This is a genomic window from Polaribacter sp. (assembly GCF_965660385.1).
Lineage (GTDB): Bacteria > Bacteroidota > Bacteroidia > Flavobacteriales > Flavobacteriaceae > Polaribacter.
This window is the reverse complement of the sequence record NZ_CBFHZT010000006.1, coordinates 76,108-95,433: the sequence shown is the minus strand read 5'-3', so window position 1 is coordinate 95,433 and position 19,326 is coordinate 76,108. Positions and strand designations below refer to the sequence as shown.

Annotated in this window: 19 protein-coding genes; 7 read left to right on the top strand and 12 right to left on the bottom strand. The window is 31.4% G+C overall.

Annotation, left to right across the window (positions count from 1 at the left end):
- Positions 1–60: 60 nt before the first annotated feature.
- The 7 genes from murD to mraZ are packed head-to-tail and all read right to left on the bottom strand — an operon-like array spanning position 61 to position 7,813.
- Positions 61–1,395, bottom strand: a complete 1,335-nt coding sequence (gene murD, locus ACTG3V_RS03515) for a UDP-N-acetylmuramoyl-L-alanine--D-glutamate ligase (protein ID WP_439130747.1) — start codon at positions 1,393–1,395, stop codon at positions 61–63.
- A 1-nt stretch (position 1,396) separates the two neighbouring features.
- Complete coding sequence (mraY, locus tag ACTG3V_RS03510) at positions 1,397–2,623, bottom strand: phospho-N-acetylmuramoyl-pentapeptide-transferase (protein ID WP_439130746.1); 1,227 nt, start codon at positions 2,621–2,623, stop codon at positions 1,397–1,399.
- Between the two features lie 2 nt (positions 2,624–2,625).
- Positions 2,626–4,092, bottom strand: coding sequence for a UDP-N-acetylmuramoyl-L-alanyl-D-glutamate--2,6-diaminopimelate ligase (locus ACTG3V_RS03505; RefSeq protein WP_439130757.1), 1,467 nt, complete (start codon positions 4,090–4,092; stop codon positions 2,626–2,628).
- 1 nt (position 4,093) lies between these two features.
- Positions 4,094–6,058, bottom strand: a complete 1,965-nt coding sequence (locus ACTG3V_RS03500) for a penicillin-binding protein (protein ID WP_439130756.1) — start codon at positions 6,056–6,058, stop codon at positions 4,094–4,096.
- Between the two features lie 58 nt (positions 6,059–6,116).
- The gene (locus tag ACTG3V_RS03495; RefSeq protein ID WP_439130745.1) at positions 6,117–6,443 is read right to left on the bottom strand and encodes an FtsL-like putative cell division protein; all 327 of its coding nucleotides are present in this window, start codon (positions 6,441–6,443) and stop codon (positions 6,117–6,119) included.
- 1 nt (position 6,444) lies between these two features.
- Positions 6,445–7,353, bottom strand: coding sequence for a 16S rRNA (cytosine(1402)-N(4))-methyltransferase RsmH (gene rsmH / locus ACTG3V_RS03490; protein ID WP_439130744.1), 909 nt, complete (start codon positions 7,351–7,353; stop codon positions 6,445–6,447).
- Positions 7,340–7,813, bottom strand: a complete 474-nt coding sequence (gene mraZ / locus ACTG3V_RS03485) for a division/cell wall cluster transcriptional repressor MraZ (protein WP_439130743.1) — start codon at positions 7,811–7,813, stop codon at positions 7,340–7,342. Before mraZ ends, rsmH begins: the two co-directional genes overlap by 14 nt.
- A 204-nt stretch (positions 7,814–8,017) precedes the next feature.
- On the opposite strand from mraZ, the gene ACTG3V_RS03480 reads away from it, so the two are divergent.
- The 5 genes from ACTG3V_RS03480 to ACTG3V_RS03460 all read left to right on the top strand — a co-directional run bounded on the left by ACTG3V_RS03480 (position 8,018) and on the right by ACTG3V_RS03460 (position 11,477).
- The gene (locus tag ACTG3V_RS03480; protein WP_439130742.1) at positions 8,018–8,782 is read left to right on the top strand and encodes an alpha/beta fold hydrolase; all 765 of its coding nucleotides are present in this window, start codon (positions 8,018–8,020) and stop codon (positions 8,780–8,782) included.
- A 12-nt stretch (positions 8,783–8,794) separates the two neighbouring features.
- Positions 8,795–9,406: a ribosome biogenesis GTP-binding protein YihA/YsxC gene (gene yihA / locus ACTG3V_RS03475; RefSeq protein ID WP_439130741.1), complete on the top strand. Its 612-nt coding sequence runs from the start codon at positions 8,795–8,797 to the stop codon at positions 9,404–9,406.
- Positions 9,407–9,442: 36 nt separating this feature from the next.
- On the top strand, positions 9,443–10,132 hold the full coding sequence (locus ACTG3V_RS03470) for an RluA family pseudouridine synthase (protein ID WP_439130740.1): 690 nt from the start codon (positions 9,443–9,445) through the stop codon (positions 10,130–10,132).
- 211 nt (positions 10,133–10,343) lie between these two features.
- The gene (locus tag ACTG3V_RS03465; RefSeq protein WP_439130739.1) at positions 10,344–11,081 is read left to right on the top strand and encodes a nitroreductase family protein; all 738 of its coding nucleotides are present in this window, start codon (positions 10,344–10,346) and stop codon (positions 11,079–11,081) included.
- Between the two features lie 45 nt (positions 11,082–11,126).
- Positions 11,127–11,477, top strand: coding sequence for a hypothetical protein (locus tag ACTG3V_RS03460; RefSeq protein WP_439130738.1), 351 nt, complete (start codon positions 11,127–11,129; stop codon positions 11,475–11,477).
- 1 nt (position 11,478) lies between these two features.
- Here ACTG3V_RS03460 and ACTG3V_RS03455 read toward each other — a convergent pair whose 3' ends face one another.
- Positions 11,479–13,869, bottom strand: a complete 2,391-nt coding sequence (locus ACTG3V_RS03455) for a penicillin acylase family protein (protein ID WP_439130755.1) — start codon at positions 13,867–13,869, stop codon at positions 11,479–11,481.
- 76 nt (positions 13,870–13,945) lie between these two features.
- Here ACTG3V_RS03455 and ACTG3V_RS03450 point away from each other — a divergent pair, with 76 nt between their 5' ends.
- Both ACTG3V_RS03450 and galE read left to right on the top strand, forming a co-directional pair.
- Positions 13,946–15,112, top strand: a complete 1,167-nt coding sequence (locus ACTG3V_RS03450) for a DegT/DnrJ/EryC1/StrS family aminotransferase (RefSeq protein ID WP_439130737.1) — start codon at positions 13,946–13,948, stop codon at positions 15,110–15,112.
- A gap of 19 nt (positions 15,113–15,131) precedes the next feature.
- Positions 15,132–16,142, top strand: coding sequence for a UDP-glucose 4-epimerase GalE (galE, locus tag ACTG3V_RS03445; RefSeq protein WP_439130736.1), 1,011 nt, complete (start codon positions 15,132–15,134; stop codon positions 16,140–16,142).
- 79 nt (positions 16,143–16,221) lie between these two features.
- On the opposite strand, the gene ACTG3V_RS03440 is transcribed toward galE, so the two are convergent.
- The 4 genes from ACTG3V_RS03440 to ACTG3V_RS03425 all read right to left on the bottom strand — a co-directional run bounded on the left by ACTG3V_RS03440 (position 16,222) and on the right by ACTG3V_RS03425 (position 19,309).
- The gene (locus ACTG3V_RS03440) at positions 16,222–16,764 is read right to left on the bottom strand and encodes a DUF2911 domain-containing protein (RefSeq protein WP_439130735.1); all 543 of its coding nucleotides are present in this window, start codon (positions 16,762–16,764) and stop codon (positions 16,222–16,224) included.
- An 88-nt stretch (positions 16,765–16,852) separates the two neighbouring features.
- Positions 16,853–16,969, bottom strand: coding sequence for a FeoB-associated Cys-rich membrane protein (locus ACTG3V_RS03435; protein ID WP_439130734.1), 117 nt, complete (start codon positions 16,967–16,969; stop codon positions 16,853–16,855).
- Complete coding sequence (feoB, locus tag ACTG3V_RS03430; protein ID WP_439130733.1) at positions 16,969–19,080, bottom strand: ferrous iron transport protein B; 2,112 nt, start codon at positions 19,078–19,080, stop codon at positions 16,969–16,971. Before feoB ends, ACTG3V_RS03435 begins: the two co-directional genes overlap by 1 nt.
- Positions 19,073–19,309, bottom strand: coding sequence for a FeoA family protein (locus ACTG3V_RS03425; protein WP_439130732.1), 237 nt, complete (start codon positions 19,307–19,309; stop codon positions 19,073–19,075). The genes feoB and ACTG3V_RS03425 overlap by 8 nt, the downstream gene beginning before the upstream one ends.
- Between the last annotated feature and the right edge of the window lie 17 nt (positions 19,310–19,326).

Here is a 19,326-nt window from a genome sequence, read left to right as displayed (position 1 = left end):
ATTTTTGATTTCTGTAAAACTTGCTAACCCCAACCTTTTAATAAGGTTGAGAGGGGCTTTTTAAAGATTTCTAACGGCTTTTTTAAATTGACGCCCTCTATCTTCGTAACTTTTAAATAGATCGAAACTTGCACAGGCTGGAGATAATAAAACAGCATCTCCTCTCTCTGCTAATTTCTCTGCAACTTTTACAGCCTCTTCTGCTCCTGCAGTTTCTACAATCATTTCTATAACATTGCCAAACGTATTTTTTATCTTTTCATTATCAATACCCAAACACACTATGGCTTTCACTTTTTCTCTTACCAAAGGCAACAAATCTGAATAATCGTTTCCTTTATCTACACCACCAACAATCCATATAGTTTGCTTATCCATACACTCTAAAGCATAAAACGTTGCATTAACATTGGTTGCTTTAGAATCGTTAATATATTCTACATCTTTAATTTTAGCTACGTTTTCTAATCGATGTTCTGCACCTTCAAAAGTTGCCATACTTTCTTTAATAAACTCTTTTCTAACATTTAATAACTGAGCAGCCATTGCAGCAGCCATAACATTTTTAGTATTGTGTTTTCCTTTTACTGATAAGGGTGATATTGGCATATTAATTTTTTCTTTATTTATGTTGATTGTAATATTATTTTCTTTGATAAACGCTCCATATTTCAATTCTTTTTCGATTGAAAAAGGAACTAATTTTGCTGTTGTTTTATTTTTTTTTAACCAATTATTGATAACCTCGTCATCTGCATCATAAATTAAATAATCGGTTGATTTTTGATTTTTTGTTATTCTAAATTTTGAGTTGATATAATTTTCAAATTTGTACTCATATCTATCTAAATGATCTGGAGATATATTTGTTAAAATTGCAATATGTGGATTAAAACTTTCGATTCCATCTAACTGAAAACTACTAATTTCTAACACATAATTTTTGTAATCATTCTCAGCAACTTGCTTAGCAAAACTATCTCCTATGTTTCCTGCAATTCCAACATCTAAACCTGCATGTTGTAAAATATGATGCGTTAATAATGTTGTGGTAGTTTTGCCATTTGAACCCGTAATTCCTACAATTGTTGCATTTGTATATTGTCCTGCAAATTCAATTTCAGAAATCACTGGAATTGATTTTTGAATTAACTTTTGAACCAAAGCAACATTATCAGGAATTCCGGGGCTTTTCATAACCACATGAGCATTTAAAATTTTACTTTCTGTATGCTGATTTTCCTCAAAATCTATTTCGTTATGTAAAAGAACTTGTTTGTATTTTTTTTCGATTTCTCCTTTATCTGAAACAAAAACTTTATACCCTTTTTGTTTTCCTAAGATTGCTGTACCTACTCCACTTTCTCCACCACCAAGAACAACCAACCTTTCCATTTTATCTTAATTTTAAAGTCACGATTGTAAAAACTGCTAATAAAATTCCTACAATCCAGAAACGAACAACAATTTTACTTTCGTGATAATCTAACTTTTGATAATGATGGTGCAAAGGCGACATTTTAAAAATTCGTCTACCTTCTCCAAATTTCTTTCTCGTATATTTAAACCATGAAACTTGCATGATTACAGATAGATTTTCAACTACAAAAATGCCGGCTAAAATAGGCAACAACAATTCTTTTCTAATAGAAATTGCAATCACTGCAATAATTCCGCCAATGGTTAAACTTCCAGTATCTCCCATAAATACTTGAGCTGGAAAAGTATTATACCATAAAAACCCAATTAAAGCACCTGCAAATGCCAAAATAAAGACAGACATTTCACCAGAATTGGGGATGTACATAACATCTAAATAATCTGCAAAAATGATGTTTCCAGAAACCCAAGCAAAAGCCGCTAAAGTAACCACTATAATTGCAGATGAACCTGCTGCTAAACCATCTATACCATCCGTTAAATTGGCTCCGTTAGAAATTCCTGTAACGATAAATACAGTAATAAATATGAAAATTATCCAACCATATTTTTCGTAACCATCACCTAAAAAACGCAATGGTTTTGCATAATCTAACTCGTTATCTTTAAAAAAAGGTACTGTTGTTTTTGTAGATTTATGTGCTTCTCCAAAAACTTTTCTTCGTCCATTTTCTTGCATTACTTGTTGATCAAGTGGCAGTTGTTCTTTAATTGTAACACCATCATTAAAATACAACATGGAGCCTACAATTACACCCAAACCAACTTGACCTAGTACTTTAAATTTACCTTTTAAACCTTCTTTATCTTTTTTAAATACTTTTATATAATCGTCTAAAAAACCAATTAAACCCATCCAAACTGTAGTAATAATTAGAATTACGATGTAAATATTATCTAGTTTTGTAAGCAAAAACACCGGAATTAATGTTGCAAAAATGATAATGAGACCTCCCATTGTTGGAGTTCCTGATTTTTGTTTTTGCCCCTCTAACCCTAAATCTCTTACGGTTTCACCAACCTGCTGTTTTCTTAAATAATTAATGATTCTTTTTCCGTAAATTGAAGAAATTAACAGCGATAAAATAAATGCTGCTGCTGCTCTAAATGTGATGAATTGAAACACACTTGCCCCAGGAAAACTAAACTGATTTTCTAAATATTGAAATAAATAATACAGCATCTCTAATTCTTTTTTAGTTGATTAAAACAATTGGTAACTTCTTCTAAATCATTAAAATGAGAGCGTACTCCATTAATTTCTTGATAATTTTCATGCCCTTTTCCTGCAATTAAAATAATATCGCCAGTTTCCGATAGTTTACAGGCTGTTTTAATGGCTTGTTTCCTATTTAAAATACTCAACGTTTTTTTATAATTTTCAGGAGAAACCCCAACTTCCATATCCTCTAAAATGCTTTGTGCATTTTCTGTTCTAGGATTATCTGAAGTAAAAATGACTTGATTACTCAAATGAGAGGCAATATGTGCCATTTTTGGTCTTTTAGTTTTATCACGATCTCCACCACAACCTACAACTGTAATTAATTTTTCGTTATTGGTTCTGATATCGTTTATAGTTTCTAATACATTTTTTAAAGCATCTGGTGTATGTGCATAATCTACGATTGCTGTAACTCCGTCTTCAGAAACCGTGTATTGAAAACGACCATTTACACTTTCTAGTTGGCTAATGATGGTCAAAATCTCTAACCTTTCTAAACCCAACAACTCTGCTGTAGCCATAATTGCAGTGAGATTATATATATTAAAAACACCAATTAATTTAGTCCAAACCTCTGTTCCATCCACAGCAATTAAAGTACCAGAAAGTTGTTTTTCTAAAATTCGTGTTTTATAATCTGCTACTGTTTTTAGTGCGTATGAATATTTTTTTGCTTTAGTATTTTGCAACATAAAGTTGCCATTTTTATCATCGATATTGGTTAATGCAAAAGCCGTTTTTGGCAATTCATCAAAAAAAGCTTTTTTTACATTTCGATATTCAGCAAAGGTTTTGTGATAATCTAAATGATCGTGAGAAAGGTTGGTGAAAATTCCACCTGCAAAGGTTAAACCCTCTGTTCTTTTTTGATGAATTCCGTGCGAACTCACTTCCATAAAACAATATTCTACACCTTCTTCTAACATCAAATCTAAATATCTGTTAATCGTAACAGAATCTGGTGTGGTATGAGTTGCTTTATATTCCTTTTTGCCCACCAAAATTTTTACAGTAGATAATAGACCTACATGATACCCTGCTTTTTGAAACAATTGATATAATAATGATGCAATTGTAGTTTTACCATTTGTACCAGTTACCCCAACAACAGGAAATTTTGTAGAAGGATTGTTGTAAAAGTTAGATGCCATAATTGCCAAAGCAGTATTTGCATTCTCCACTTGAATGTAAGTAACACCCTCTTTTTTATCCGAAGGAAAATCTTCACAAATTATTGCAGTTGCCCCAAGAGAAATCGCTTTATCAATATATAAATGCCCATCTACCTGCACCCCTTTTTGCGCCACAAAAACATCGCCTGTTTTCACTTTTCTAGAGTCGAAAACAAGTTCGTTTACATCAATATTTGTAATTCCAAATACTTGGTTGATGCCAACTTTATATAATATGTCTTTTAAATTTTTCAGTTTATGATAATTTTAAAACAATTGTACTTCCTTTTACTAATTTTTCGCCTTTTTTAATGGACTGACTTTTTACTTTTCCTAATCCAGAAAACTGAACCTTTAAACCTATATTTTCTAACATAGACACTGCATCCATTCCATCCATACCTTTTACATTCGGCACTTTTTTGTATTCTTTATTGATGATTTTATGGTACGCATTATATTGATTTTCAATCTCCGTAAATTCAATTTTATCCTCAACAGATTGGTTATCTATAGGTGTAGTTGTGTATATTTTTTGGGCAATTTCTTTAAAAATAGGAGCTGCTACAGTTGCCCCATAATACCCCTTCTTTTTATCAGGATCATGCACCACTACAATACACGAATACTTAGGTTCATCTGCAGGAAAAAAACCAGCAAAAGAAGCTACATATCTATTTGTAGAGTAATAACCACCTTCCCATTCGCCTTTTTTATTTTTTATTCTTGGAATGTATTTCTTAGCAGTACCAGTTTTACCAGCCATTGAAAAATTCGCAGAATAAATATTATCTGCAGTACCTTTAATCACCACATTTTCCATCACTTTACGAATTTTTCTCAATGTTTCTTCGGATGCAATTCTTGGATTAACCACCTCTGTTTCAAAAACTTTTTCAGCTTTATCTTCTTTTCTTAATTCTTTTACAAATCTTGGTTTTACCATTACTCCATTATTTGCAACTGCGTTGTAAAACATCAACGTTTGCATTGGTGTTAGAGAAACTCCATATCCCCAAGACATCCATTCTAAAGAAATCTTACTCCAACTTTTGTCAGATGGTTTAGGTACATAAGGTTTACCTTCTCCTTTAATTTGAAATCCAATTGGCTTGGTAAAGCCATAATCTTCTAATTTTTCTATAAATTTTTCAGGTTGATGATCGTAATGTTTTTTAATCAATTTAACAATCCCCACATTAGATGAAACCTCAAAAACTCGAGCAGCAGAAATTTTTCCATAACCACCTCTTCTAGAATCTTCTACTTTTCTATTATTAATATAAATTCTACCTTTTTCTGTGTCTACCACAGTAGAAGTATCAATTAATTTATCCTCTAAAGCAGCCATTAAACTTGCTAATTTAAAGGTAGAACCAGGTTCATGACTTTCCCAAACCGCGTAATTTCTTTTTTCGTAATACTTACCTTTTGAGGTTCTTCCTAAATTAGAAATTGCTTTAACCTCGCCAGTTGCGGTTTCCATAACCACAGCACAACCATGATCTGCCTCAAAATTTTCTAGTTGACGCAATAAAGCATGATGTGTAATATCTTGAATATTAACATCTATTGTTGTAATAATATCATGGCCATCAATAGGCTCTTTTTCATTTACATCTGAGATTGGTTTCCATTGATTATTGGCAATTTTTTGTTTCCAACGCAAACCATCATGGCCTTGCATAAAATCTGCAAAAGCACCTTCTATACCAGCTTCACCTCTAAAATCATCATAACCAATAGTACGTTCTGCTATTTTACCTATAGGATGTGCGCGAACTGTTTTATGCTCTGCAATAAAACCTCCACCATAAACACCCTCTTTGAAAATTGGGAATGTTTTCATTTTTAGGTAATCATTATAACCCACATTTCTAGCAATTAATAAATACCTATTTTTTCGCCTTTTTGCGGTTCTTAATTTATTTTGCCAATAACGAGTTGAACTCCCTAACATTTTTGAAAGCTCTTGGCACAAAGCAGCTATATCTCTCTCAAAATCTTTATGTTTTGCAGCAGCAATAACATCCATCCTTATTGTATATTTAGACATAGATGTTGCTAATAAATTACCATCTGCTCCATATACATTTCCTTTATTGGCTTTAATGGTAAATTGCTTTAATGTTAGCTCTGTTGCAAGTTTCTTGTATTTTTCCCCTTGAACATATTGAATATTAACAACACGAAAAATTACCGCAAACAAAATGAGCGTCATAAAAGAAGCTACTATGTAGAATTTGTTAAGTATGCTTTTTTTGTGAGTTGCCAATGTATTAATCTTTAATCGTTACTTTTATTTTCTTTGGAGGGGTTTCTGAAGGTTGTAAACCTCTTTTTGTTGCTTTTTCTCTTATGGTAGACTCCATCTTTAAGCGCATTAAAATGGTTCCTGTGTCTACATATTCTGCTCTTAATTCTCTTTTTCTCTTATTTAATTCTGATATTTCAAAAACTTTTTTTTCTGCACTATGAGAACTATATATCATTACCAACATTAACAACACCACAAAAATGATAATTCGCCAGTTTTTAAAGGCAGACTCATCTGTAAGGAAACTTCCTCTCAAAAAATCGTATATTCCTCTTTTAACCTTTACCATTTTAGTTTTTTAAAGTTGCAATTCTTAATTTTGCACTTCTTGCTCTGTTGTTGATTTTAATTTCTTTTTGATTCGGAATTATTAATTTCCCTACTTTTTTTAGAGGTTCATTAGAGTTTCCAAAAACATCTTTTTCTGGCTCACCTTCAAACAATCCTGTTCTTATAAAACGCTTTACCAATCGATCTTCTAAAGAATGATAAGAAATTACACTTAACCTACCTTCATCTTTTAACAAATTGGGAATTTGCTCTAAAAACTCCTTTAACACATCCAATTCTTCATTCACCTCAATTCTAATCGCTTGAAAAATCTGAGCTAAAATTTTATGTTCTTTTGCCTTTGGCAAAAACGCTTTTAAAACCTCTTTTAATTGAAAACTAGTTTCAATTTTTTGATTTCCTCTTTCATGAACTATGGTTCTTGCAAGTTTTCTAGAATTTCTCAACTCACCATACAAAAACAATATTTCTGCTAATTTTTCTTCAGAATAATTATTGATGATTTCTTTTGCCGATTTTTTAGCTTTTTGATTCATTCTCATATCTAAATCGCCATCAAAACGAATTGAAAAACCTCTTTCTGCTTCATCAAATTGATGTGATGATACTCCTAAATCTGCCAAAACACCATCTACTTTTCGAATGCCATGAAACCTTAAAAATCTAGATATGTATCTAAAATTCTCTGGAATCAAGGTAAAACGTTCATCATTAATTACATTCTTTAAGGCATCTGGATCTTGATCAAAAGCAAATAATTTTCCGTGTTCATTTAGCCTGCTTAAAATTTCTTTTGAGTGACCTCCACCACCAAAAGTTACATCAACATAAACACCATCTTCTTTAATAGCTAAGGCATCTACACTTTCTTTTAATAAAACAGCATCATGATAACTACGCATCTCCATTTGTTTTTGATTCACCATCTACCATAACATTCTGTACAAGCTTTGCAAAATTTTCTTTTTCGCTTTCTAATTTCTTTTGATAATCGTTGCTATTCCAAATTTCAATTCTATCAATAGACGATACCATTGTAATTTCTTTCTTAATATTTGCGTGATTACATAAATTTTTTGCAATTAAAAACCTCCCTGTACCATCTAATTCAATTAACTTTACACCTGCTGAAAATCTTCTAATGAAATCGTTTGTTTCTTTATCAAATCTGTTTTTTGTAGCAACCTTTGCCATAGTTGCGTTCCACGTTTTCATTGGATACAGTTCTAAACAACGCTCATATATCGATTCTTTTAATACAAAACCCTCTGTTAAAACTGCAGCAAGTTGCTTTTTGAAAGACGATGGAAACATCACTCTTCCTTTAGCATCTACCTTACAATTATATTCGCCAATCAGGTTAATCACTTAAAACATTAATTTATAGCTCAAAAATATATAAAAAATACCACTTTTTACCACTTTTTACCACTTTGTTAATAAAAACAGGGCTAAGGCTTTACTGCCCTCATAAACAACCCTGTTAATAAGTATAATTGACTGATAACGAATTGAATTTGTATGTTATAAAAAAGAACTACATTTGCGATTAGAGAAAAGAAACAAAAACCAATGACTGACAAGTTAAAAACTGAAGGTAAGTTTACATATGCAGAAGCTGGAGAAGGACCTGCAATCATTGTTTTACATGGGTTAATGGGCGCTTTGAGCAATTTTAAGCCAACTTTTGACCATTTTTCAAAAAATGGTTATAAAATTTTAATTCCTGAGCTTCCTTTATATACGCTTCCACTTATAAAAACAAACGTTAAAAATTTAGCAAAATATCTAGAAGAATTCCTTATTTATAAAGAATTGGATAATGTTATTCTTTTAGGAAATTCGCTTGGAGGACATATTGCATTATATTTTACAAAATACTACCCAGAAAAAGTAAGCGGATTGGTTTTAACAGGTAGTTCTGGTTTGTATGAAAAAGCAATGGGAGACAGTTTTCCAAAAAGAGGAAACTATGCGTTTATTGAACAAAAAGCAAAAGACGTTTTTTATGACCCAGCTGTTGCTACCAAAGAATTGGTAGATGATGTTTATGCCACAGTTAACGATAGAATGAAGGCTTTAAAAACCCTATCTATTGCTAAAAGTGCCATTAGACATAATATGGCCAACGATTTGCCAAACATGAAGCAACCTACTTGTTTAATATGGGGAAAACAAGATGGAGTTACCCCTCCTGAAGTTGCAAAAGATTTTCATAAATTGTTACCTAACTCACAATTAAATTGGATTGATAAATGTGGGCATGCAGCTATGATGGAAAGACCTAAAGAATTTAATAAAATTCTTGGTGATTGGCTTGCGACAACAAAATTCTAAAATTACATTGTTTTGAAAATTAAATCTGCTGAATTTGTAATGAGTAACAGTAATGTTATCAATGCACCTAAAGATAGAATTCCTGAATATGCTTTTATAGGACGTTCTAACGTTGGGAAATCTTCATTGATTAACATGTTGATGGAACGTAAAGATTTGGCAAAAATTTCTGGAAAACCAGGAAAAACACAACTCATCAATCACTTTAAAATTAATGACGCTTGGTTTTTAGTAGATTTACCTGGGTATGGTTATGCACAGGTATCAAAAAAGAAACGGGTTATTTTTCAATACTTTATAGAAAATTATTTTAAGGAAAGAGAACAATTGGTTTGTACTTTTGTTTTGATTGATTCTAGACACGATCCGCAAAAAATTGATTTAGATTTTATGCGATTTTTAGGAGAAAACCAAATTCCTTTTTGCCTTGTTTTTACCAAAGCAGATAAATTAGGGAGCTCTAAATTGAATAAGCAAATTACCTCTTATAAGAAAAAATTGCTACAACATTGGGAATCTTTGCCAATGACATTTTTAACTTCATCTACTACAGGCTTAGGTAGAAAAGAATTTTTAGATTTTATTGATGGTGTAAATGAAGATGTAGCAAAAGACTTTACATAAAATATCTTTTAGATTAACCAGAATATTCCAGCACATATGCATTCAACCCAACAAAACTTACAGGTTTTATTCGAGGATAATCATATTATTATTGTAAACAAACGTTCTGGAGATATTACTCAAGGTGATAAAACTGGAGACAAACCTTTAAGTGACGTAGTAAAAGCATACATTAAAGAAAAATACAATAAACCTGGAAATGTTTATTTGGGGGTTGTACATCGTTTAGACAGACCTACTTCAGGTATTATTATTTTTGCAAAAACATCTAAAGCCTTAGAGCGTTTAAATAAAATGTTGCGCGATAAAAATATAAACAAAACGTATTGGGCTGTTGTAAAAGATACACCAAAAAAGGAAAAGGATACGTTGATCAATTATCTTAAAAAAAATCCTAAAAATAACAAATCTTCTGTTTATCAAAAAGAAATTTCTGGCTCTAAAAGGGCTGTATTACATTATCAAGTTATCCAAAAACTAGATAATTATACTTTATTAGAAGTTGATTTAGAAACTGGCAGGCATCATCAAATTAGAGCACAATTATCTGCAATTGGTCTTCCTATAAAAGGCGATTTAAAATACGGTTTTAATAGAAGTAATAAAGATGGCAGTATCCATTTACATGCTCGTAAAATAGCATTTATACATCCTGTTTCTAAAGAAAACATTTTAGTGACTGCCCCTACTCCAAATGATGTGATTTGGAACGCATGTAAGGAATGATTATCTTTAAAGAAATAATTTTTGATTGGCAGCCTTTAAATATTTCTCATTTTTAGTTTTAGTACTTGTTGTATCTATTTCTTTTACCTATAAAGGATGGCTTACCCATTGTTATTTACCTGCTTTTGTGTTTTTGGGTTTAGTTTCTCATTTAAAGTTTTTTTAAAAAACCAAGCATAAAAAATTAATCCAAATCTCATAAAAACGATTTATGTCACAAGAAAAAACAGTATCTGAAGCCATACAGTATAGGCGCTCAGTAAGAATTTACGACGCAGAAAAGACTATTGACAAAAACCTTGTAAAAAAGTGTATTGAACAAGCTGCACTTGCACCTAACAGTAGCAATATGCAATTGTGGGAATTTTATCACATTACCTCCAAAGATATTATTGCTAAAATTGCTCCTTTTTGTTTTAACCAAAATGCTGCTAAAACCGCACAACAATTGGTGGTTTTTGTTACCAGAAAAGACTTATGGAAACATAGAGCCAAAGCGAACTTAAAGTTTATTGATGCAAATTTTGGCGCTAACAATCCAAAAGCTAAACAATCGAAAAGAGAGAAAGTATCTAGGAATTATTATGAAAAAATCATCCCTTTTGCTTATTCAGATTTTTTAGGAATATTAGGGTTCTTTAAATATCTTATGATTTTGATAGTAGGACTTTTTAAACCTATTTACAGGCAAGTGAGGCAAAGTGATATGCGTATAGTTGCACATAAAACCTGTGGTTTAGCTGCTGAAAACTTTATGATTTCTATGGCTGCCAAAGGTTATGATACTTGCCCAATGGAAGGTTCTGACACTTTACGTGTGAAAAGGTTGTTAGGTTTACCTTATGGCGCAGAAATAAACATGATTGTTTCGTGTGGAATTCGAGATGAAAAAGGAGTTTATGGTGAACGTTTTCGTATTCCTTTTAGCGAAGTTTATAAAGAAGTTTAGCAATAAACAGAGCCATATATTTACCTAAAAACTTAAAAACAAACAATGGATAATAAAGAAGAAAAAGCGCGAATTATTAATTACTTCAGAAAAATCATGGAAGAAGTGGCTCAAGAAGTTTTAGAAGATAAAATAGTTACCAGATCTAATTTATACCTTTTATTAGAAGCTAAAGGTGTTGAAAAGGAAATTTTAGCAAAACCCAAAAACATAAAGTACAAATACTCTAAAAAGCACTTGCCAAAGGTTCGAATAAAATCTGAATTTAAAAGCCTTAAAAATAATATGAGAATTGGTTTAATTGGAGTGTTTTCAATTAGAAAAAAGAATACTTCTCACAAATCAAAAAAACTAGTTTCTAAAAATTTTTATGTAGAAGAATATCAACTAAATTAGGTTAATTTTTTGAAATAGGCTTTAAAATCAAAACATTTTCACTTTTATTAATTTCACCTTCATTCAGTTTCATTGTAATAAATTTACCCTCTAAATATTGTTGTGTTTGGTCTTTATAATAAGCACTAAACACATTACCAGATTGCCCTGTAGGAATTATGGACAAACCATGCTCTACATCAGAAAAATCAACAATTCTTCTTGTAGATGGCCCTGCTGTTACTTTGTAAATACCTGTACTATTTAATTTAAAAATCTGATTGTTGATTACTTCATTTCCACCAATCGTTTCAAAAGGACCCACATTAAAAAACTTGCGTAAAAGACCTCCAGCTTTTCCAATAGCATGTTCATATTCAACAGAAATTACCCTGTTCCAAGTCCAACTTTCTATGTTTTCTCCTAATTGATTTTGCAAAAAGGAAATTGCATTTTTATAAGAAGTGGTTATAATTTCTTTTTTAGATTCTATTTTATTTGTTGTGGAAATATTATCCCACCAAACCGAATTTTCTCTATCAATTTGAGTTCTTAATACTTGATCTTGTAATTGCGAATTGATAAACAGTTCAAAAGCATCACCTAATTCATCTTGATAAGTATTTCTTAAAAACTCAAATAAAAATCGATTGTAAATTGTCGGTGCTAATGAGGTTTTTAAATAATCTCCTTTCCAGTTTTCTAAAATTGTAAAGGCTTGTTTTTCAGAAACATTCAAATCACTTTTAGAAACATGATGTAATAAATCTTGCGCAATGAGATGATCTACAGAAGAGGTAACATCATACAACATAGCAGTAACATCTTGTTTTGTAAAATCGTCTTTATCTTTTAAAAGCGTTACAATTCTTTTCGATCTATTTTCAGGCTGATAATATCCTGGATATAATTTACCTCGCACTGAATCTGGCTGATGATTGGCAGAATACACATAATTCCATTTTGGATTTATAGATTTCGGATTTTCACTAAAATCTAGAATTTCGGTGATTTCATCTTTTCCAGAAGCGCCATTTAAATAGGTTTTAGAAGACAGACTATCTCTTAATTGATATAATTTTGCAGAAGCAAACCAAGCAATATTATCTTCAGCATCACCATACATCACATTTAAACCTGGAGCATGAATTTTAGAAACCGATTGTTGAAAATCTTTAATTGATTTTGAGTGTGATATTCCGTAAGAAACTTCAAGCATTTCATTTTCCAATTGCGTGTACAACCAATACATGGCAATAGGTCTCGTATCTTTTACATGGGTAATTAAACCATTCATGATTGGGCCATGCTTAGACACTTTTACCTGAAACGTAGTATCTACATCATCTTTCACTTTAATGGTTTTGGTTACAACATTGTAGGCTTTATAACCATCATGAGTTTTATATTCTAATGAATTTTCAGGGTTATTTTCTTCTATGTAAAAGTTTAAGTCATCATTAGCTAACATCGTTAAACCATAAGCATATCTTTTATTGTGCCCTAATAATGGAAAAGGCATTAAAGCAATATTAAAACCATAAACTTCAAAATTAGGTGTTTTAATATGATTTTGATACCAAACAGAGGGCTGAGAAAACCCTATATGAGGATCGTTTGCAAAAATCACTTTTCCGTTTTTGGTTTTGTCTGCACCAATTACCCAAGAATTGCTACCAATTAAAGGAGAAACAGGCATATTATCCATAATAGCACTCACACTTTTTGAAAAATTGGCATTTATTTTAGAAACGCTATCCATTTTATTAATGGTTAAGTTTTCAGAGAAACTACCTAATAATTCATGTAAATAGGGTTTACCCAATTGCTCTTTGATTTCGGTTAATAAAGGGTCTGTTTTATGCGCTACAGCAAAACTAAAAGACATATAACCAAATACATTATAAATATCTTTTAAAGTATATTTTTCTTTTTCAATACCCACCAAAGAAAACTCTAATGGTGTTTTTCCGTTTGCTATAAATTGATTAATTCCGTCTAAATACGCCTGTGTTAATTCGTAAAATTCAGAAGATTTATTTAAATTTTGCATTGTTTTCTCAGCAGCTTCTTCAATGCCTAAACCAGCAAAAAACACGTCTGTTTTCAACAAATCTTTACCAAATATTTCCGATAATCTTCCTGGTGCAATTCTTCTAATAAGTTCCATTTGCCATAATCTATCTTGTGCATGCAAATACCCCAAAGCGATGTAGGCATCTTTTTGATTTTGTGCATTAATATGGGGCACACCATTTTCATCAAAATGAACGTTTACAGAGCTTGTTAAATGTGCTATTTCAAGTTCACCTGAATATGTTGGTGCATTATATTTTGAATACCCAAAATAGCCAACACCTAACAATACCAAGAGTAAAATAACAATTTTAAAAACTTTTTTTAAAAACTTCATCATTAAAAAATATTTGAACTTGTCAAAGATAATAGATTTAAATTGTATTTTTGAGTGAACAATATTTTCACGAATTATGAAAAAAATCCAAATGGTTGATTTGCAAGGTCAGTATCAACAAATTAAGGAAACTGTAGATACTTCAATTCAAGATGTTTTAGAAACCTCAGCATATATTAATGGGCCTTTAGTTAAAGAGTTTCAACAAGATTTAGAAAAATATTTAGATGTTAAACATGTAATACCTTGTGCAAACGGAACAGACGCTTTGCAAGTAGCCATGATGGGCTTGGGTTTGGAACAAGGAGATGAAGTAATTACTGCCGATTTTACATTTGCAGCCACTGTAGAAGTAATTGCATTATTAAAATTAACACCTGTTTTAGTTGATGTTGAGCCAGATACATTTAATATTGATATTGATGCTCTAAAAAAAGCAATTACACCAAAAACTAAAGCTATTGTACCTGTGCATTTATTTGGTCAAGTAGCGAATATGGATGCTGTTATGGAAATTGCAAAAGCACACAATTTATTTGTAATTGAAGACAATGCACAAGCTATTGGCGCAAATTATACATTTAAAGATGGCACACAGCAAAAAGCAGGAACCATTGGAAATGTAGGAACTACCTCATTTTTTCCATCAAAAAACTTAGGTTGTTATGGTGATGGTGGAGCCATTTTTACCAATGGTGATGATCTAGCACATACCATTCGCGGTATTGTAAACCACGGAATGTACGAGCGTTATTATCATGATGTTGTGGGTGTAAATTCTAGATTAGATTCCATCCAAGCAGGAGTTTTAAAAGCAAAATTACCTCATTTAGATAGCTATTGTAATGCGAGAAGAAATGCAGCTCGTTTTTACAACACTGCTTTTGCAAATCACCCAGAAATTATTACACCAACTGCAAAATCTAACAAAACAAAAACGTGTAATGCTATTTGTGACGTTTGCGATTGCCATGTTTTTCATCAATATACATTACAAATTACCAATGGTAAAAGAGATGAATTACACAAACACCTATTAGACAAAGGAATACCCAATGCAATTTATTACCCTGTGGCATTGCATTCTCAAAAAGCCTATCAAGATAATCGCTATGATGAAGCAGATTTCCCTGTAACCAATCAATTGATAAAAACGGTAATTTCTTTACCAATGCATACAGAATTAGATGATGAGCAATTGAATTTCATTACACAAACCATCATCAATTTTTTAAATAATTAACCCTAAAACTATAAAACAAATGAAAAGAATTTTAGTAACAGGAGGTCTAGGTTTTATTGGATCGCACACAGTTGTAGAACTACAAAACGAAGGCTTTGAGGTCGTTATTATTGATGATTTATCGAACACCACACTTTCTGTTTTAGATAACATTACAGAAATTACAGGTATAAAACCAGATTTTCATCAAATTGATTTACGTGTTAAAAATGATGTAAAACATTTTTTTGACACAAATAAAGTTGATGGCATTATTCATTTCGCTGCTTATAAAGCAGTTGGAGAAAGCATGGGAAAACCGTTAGAATATTACGAAAATAACATTGGTAGTTTGGTGTATCTTTTACAAGAAATGAGAGATCGTAACTTAGACAACTTTATATTCTCATCTTCATGTACGGTTTATGGCCAAGCAGACGAACTGCCAATTACAGAAAATGCACCTGTAAAAGCTGCAGAATCTGTGTATGGTAACACCAAACAAGTTGGCGAAGAAATTATACGAGATGCAAGCAATGCACATAATATTAACACCATTGCTTTGCGTTACTTTAATCCTGTTGGTGCCCACCCAAGTATAAAAATTGGTGAATTACCTTTGGGTGTTCCTCAAAATTTAATTCCGTTTATTACACAAACCGCTGCAGGAATTAGAGAACAGCTTTCTGTTTTTGGTGATGATTACCCTACTGAAGACGGAACTGCAGTTCGTGATTATATACATGTTGTAGATTTAGCAAAAGCACATATTGCAGCATTAAATCGATTAATTGACAAAAAGAACAAAAAAGCATTTGAATATTTTAACATTGGTACTGGAACAGGAAGTTCTGTTTTAGAGGTAATTGAAACCTTTGAAAAAGTAAACAATTTAAAATTAAACTATAAAATTGTAGATAGACGTGAAGGTGATGTAGTTGCTGCTTATGCTGATACTACAATTGCTAATAAAGAATTAAATTGGAAAACCGAAAAAAATCTTGCTGATGCTTTGGAATCTGCATGGAAATGGCAACAGAAACAAGCCTAAGTTATCATAACTAAAAAAAGCCTCAAAAAGTAATGATACTTTTTGAGGCTTTTTTTTTATAAAATATTTCACTAAAAAATTATCCTTTTACAGGTACAGCAACTACGGTTTTACCCCAAGCCATAAACATAGTAGCAGTATCATCTTCACCTTCAAAAGCTATTGAAAATGCTTCTACAGGTTCTTCTAACTTAGATACTTTACCAGCAACTCTTACAACATCTTCAGATTCATCATAAAAATAAGAACCCCAAACATTTTTTTGATTACTTAAAATCACAGTCCAATCACCATCTTTAGGAATAGTAAATAGTGTATAAGTACCTGCTTTTACTTGCTTATCACCAAAGGTTACATCTTTATAAAATGTAATTTCTGCTGCTTCGTTAGCGCCAGTTCTCCAAACTTTATCTTTAGGTGCTAATTTGTCTAATTTTCTACCTTTTAATTGCGGTCTACTGTAAATTATCTTTACTAATTTATCTGCGTTTCTCCAATTTGTTGGATAAGATGCTGCATCCATAGGACTGACATCTAATTTCGAAAATTTTTGCGCAAACGTTTCTGTTGATGAAATCAAGGCAATCGTAAAAATTGCGATTGATAAAATAGCTTTCTTCATGTTGTTAATATTAGGTTTTTATTTATAAGTAAGATGTCATCAAACTTAAAAAACCTTACACTCAAAAATCTTAATATTGTGTTAAGGTTTAGTGACAACTACAATCTGTACTACAACTTTTCTTTTTTTTAGATGGTAACAGGTAGGTCCTTACTAAAAACCCAACAGCTAAAATTACTAAAAGATATACAATAATCTGTTGCATTAACTTAAAATTTGATAGGTAAATAAAGAAGTAATGTATGCCAACAAGGCCATACCAAATAACTGAATTAAAGGCCATTTCCAACTTTTTGTTTCACGTTTTACAATAGCAAAAGTCGCCATACATTGCATAGCAAATGCGTAAAAGACCATTAGAGACATCCCAACAGGGAAATTAAAACGCTTTTTACCAGTATCTGGATTTATTTCTGACGCCATTTTTTGTTTAATAGTGCTCGTATCTTCATCACCAGCCTCAACACTATAAATAGTTGCTAACGTGGCAACAAAAACCTCTCTAGCTGCAAAAGAAGTAATTAAAGCAATACCTATTTTCCAATCATATCCTAAAGGTTTTATGGCTGGCTCTATGGTTTTACCTAACATTCCTATATAGGAGTTTTCTAATTTTACTGATGCAATTTTTTGCTGAATTTCATCAGCATTTAAATGTTGATTTTTCACATTTTCAACAACAATTTTCTCGGCATTTTTATAATCAGCACCACCATTAGACGCTAAAAACCACAACACGATAGACAAAGCCAAAATAATTTTTCCTGCCCCTAAAACAAATGCTTTTGTTTTTTCTATAACTTCGAAAAAAACATTTTTAAGTGAGGGTAATTTGTAGTTGGGCATTTCAATTACAAAAAAAGATTTATTGTTAATCTTTAAGGTTTTATGTAAAATAAATGCGGCTAAAATTGCAGATGCAAAACCCAAAGCATACAGCAATAAGAGCACTAAACCTTGAAGATTTAAAAATCCTAATACTCTTTTTTGTGGAATAATTAAGGCAATTAAAATGGCATAAACAGGCAAACGAGCAGAACAGGTAGTAAACGGAGTTACTAAAATGGTAATTAAACGCTCTTTCCAACTAGAAATGGTTCTGGTAGCCATAATTGCAGGAATTGCACAGGCTGTGCCCGAAATTAAAGGAATTACACTTTTTCCATTCATTCCAAAACGACGCATAATTTTATCCATTAAAAAAACCACACGACTCATATAACCTGTTTCTTCTAAAACTGCTATAAATAAAAATAAAATAGCAATTTGCGGAATAAAAATAACAACACCTCCAATTCCTGGTATTATACCTTCTGTAAGTAAATCCGTAAGCACACCAGAGGGTAAACTACCTTTTGCAAAGTCGGCGAGTTGCGCAAAGGTTTCATCAATAAAATCCATTGGCAATGAAGCCCACTCAAAAATAGATTGAAAAATGAGTAATAAAATGAAACTAAACAATACATAACCCCAAATTTTATGGGTAAAAACTCGATCTAATTTACTACGTAATCCTGTAGCTTTAGAAGGATCAATAACGTAAGCTTTGTTTAAAATTTTATTAATTTCTTGATAACGATAGATGGTTTCTTTATGTTGATATCTCTTAACCTTAGAAACATCTTTCTGAAAAGCAATTAATTGTTCTTTTTCTTCGGATGAAATGGAATCAGGAAAATTATTCTGTGTAACCATTAACCACAATTCGTACAACGAATAATTTGGACTTATGGCTTTTAAGGCATCAAAATAATGAACATCAATTTTAGAGTTTATACCACACAAAGGAGATGCTTTTGCAGCTACATGACAACGAATTATTGCCTTTTTTACTTCTTTTATTCCCTCGTTTTTTCTAGCACTAATTAAAACAACTTCGGTATTTAATTCTTTTTTTAGTAAGTTTAAATCAATAGTAATTCCTTTTTTATCCATCTGATCAACCATATTGATGGCCAAAACTGTAGGAATTTCTAAATCTTTAATTTGTGAAAAAAGCAAAAGATTTCGCTTTAAATTTTCAACATCAGCCACTACTAAAATTACATCTGGTGATGTTTTAATATCTTTATTTAATAAGGTTTTTAAAACGATACTTTCATCTAAAGAAGTAGGATTTATTGAATACGTACCTGGCAAATCAGTTATTAAAGCATTTTGTTTATCTGATAACTTACTTGAGCCTTCTTTTTTATCAACAGTTATCCCTGGATAATTCCCAACTTTCTGGTTTAATCCTGTAAGTTGGTTAAATAAGGATGTTTTCCCTGTATTAGGATTACCAATTAAAGCTACTTTTATATCGTTTTTAGACATTAATATGGGCTTTAAGAATTTTAATTTGAGATGCTGTTTCTTTTCTAATAGCTAAATGACTTCCGTTTACACAGATATAAAGCGGATCTTTTAAAGGTGCCAATTGAATTAACTGAACTTCTGCCCCAGGCAAACAACCCATTTCTAATAATTTTAGCGGAATAAAATCTAAAGATTCTTCAGAAATATACCCTATTTCTCCTTTAAGTAAAGATGCAATTGTGCTCAATTTGTTTATGTATAAAA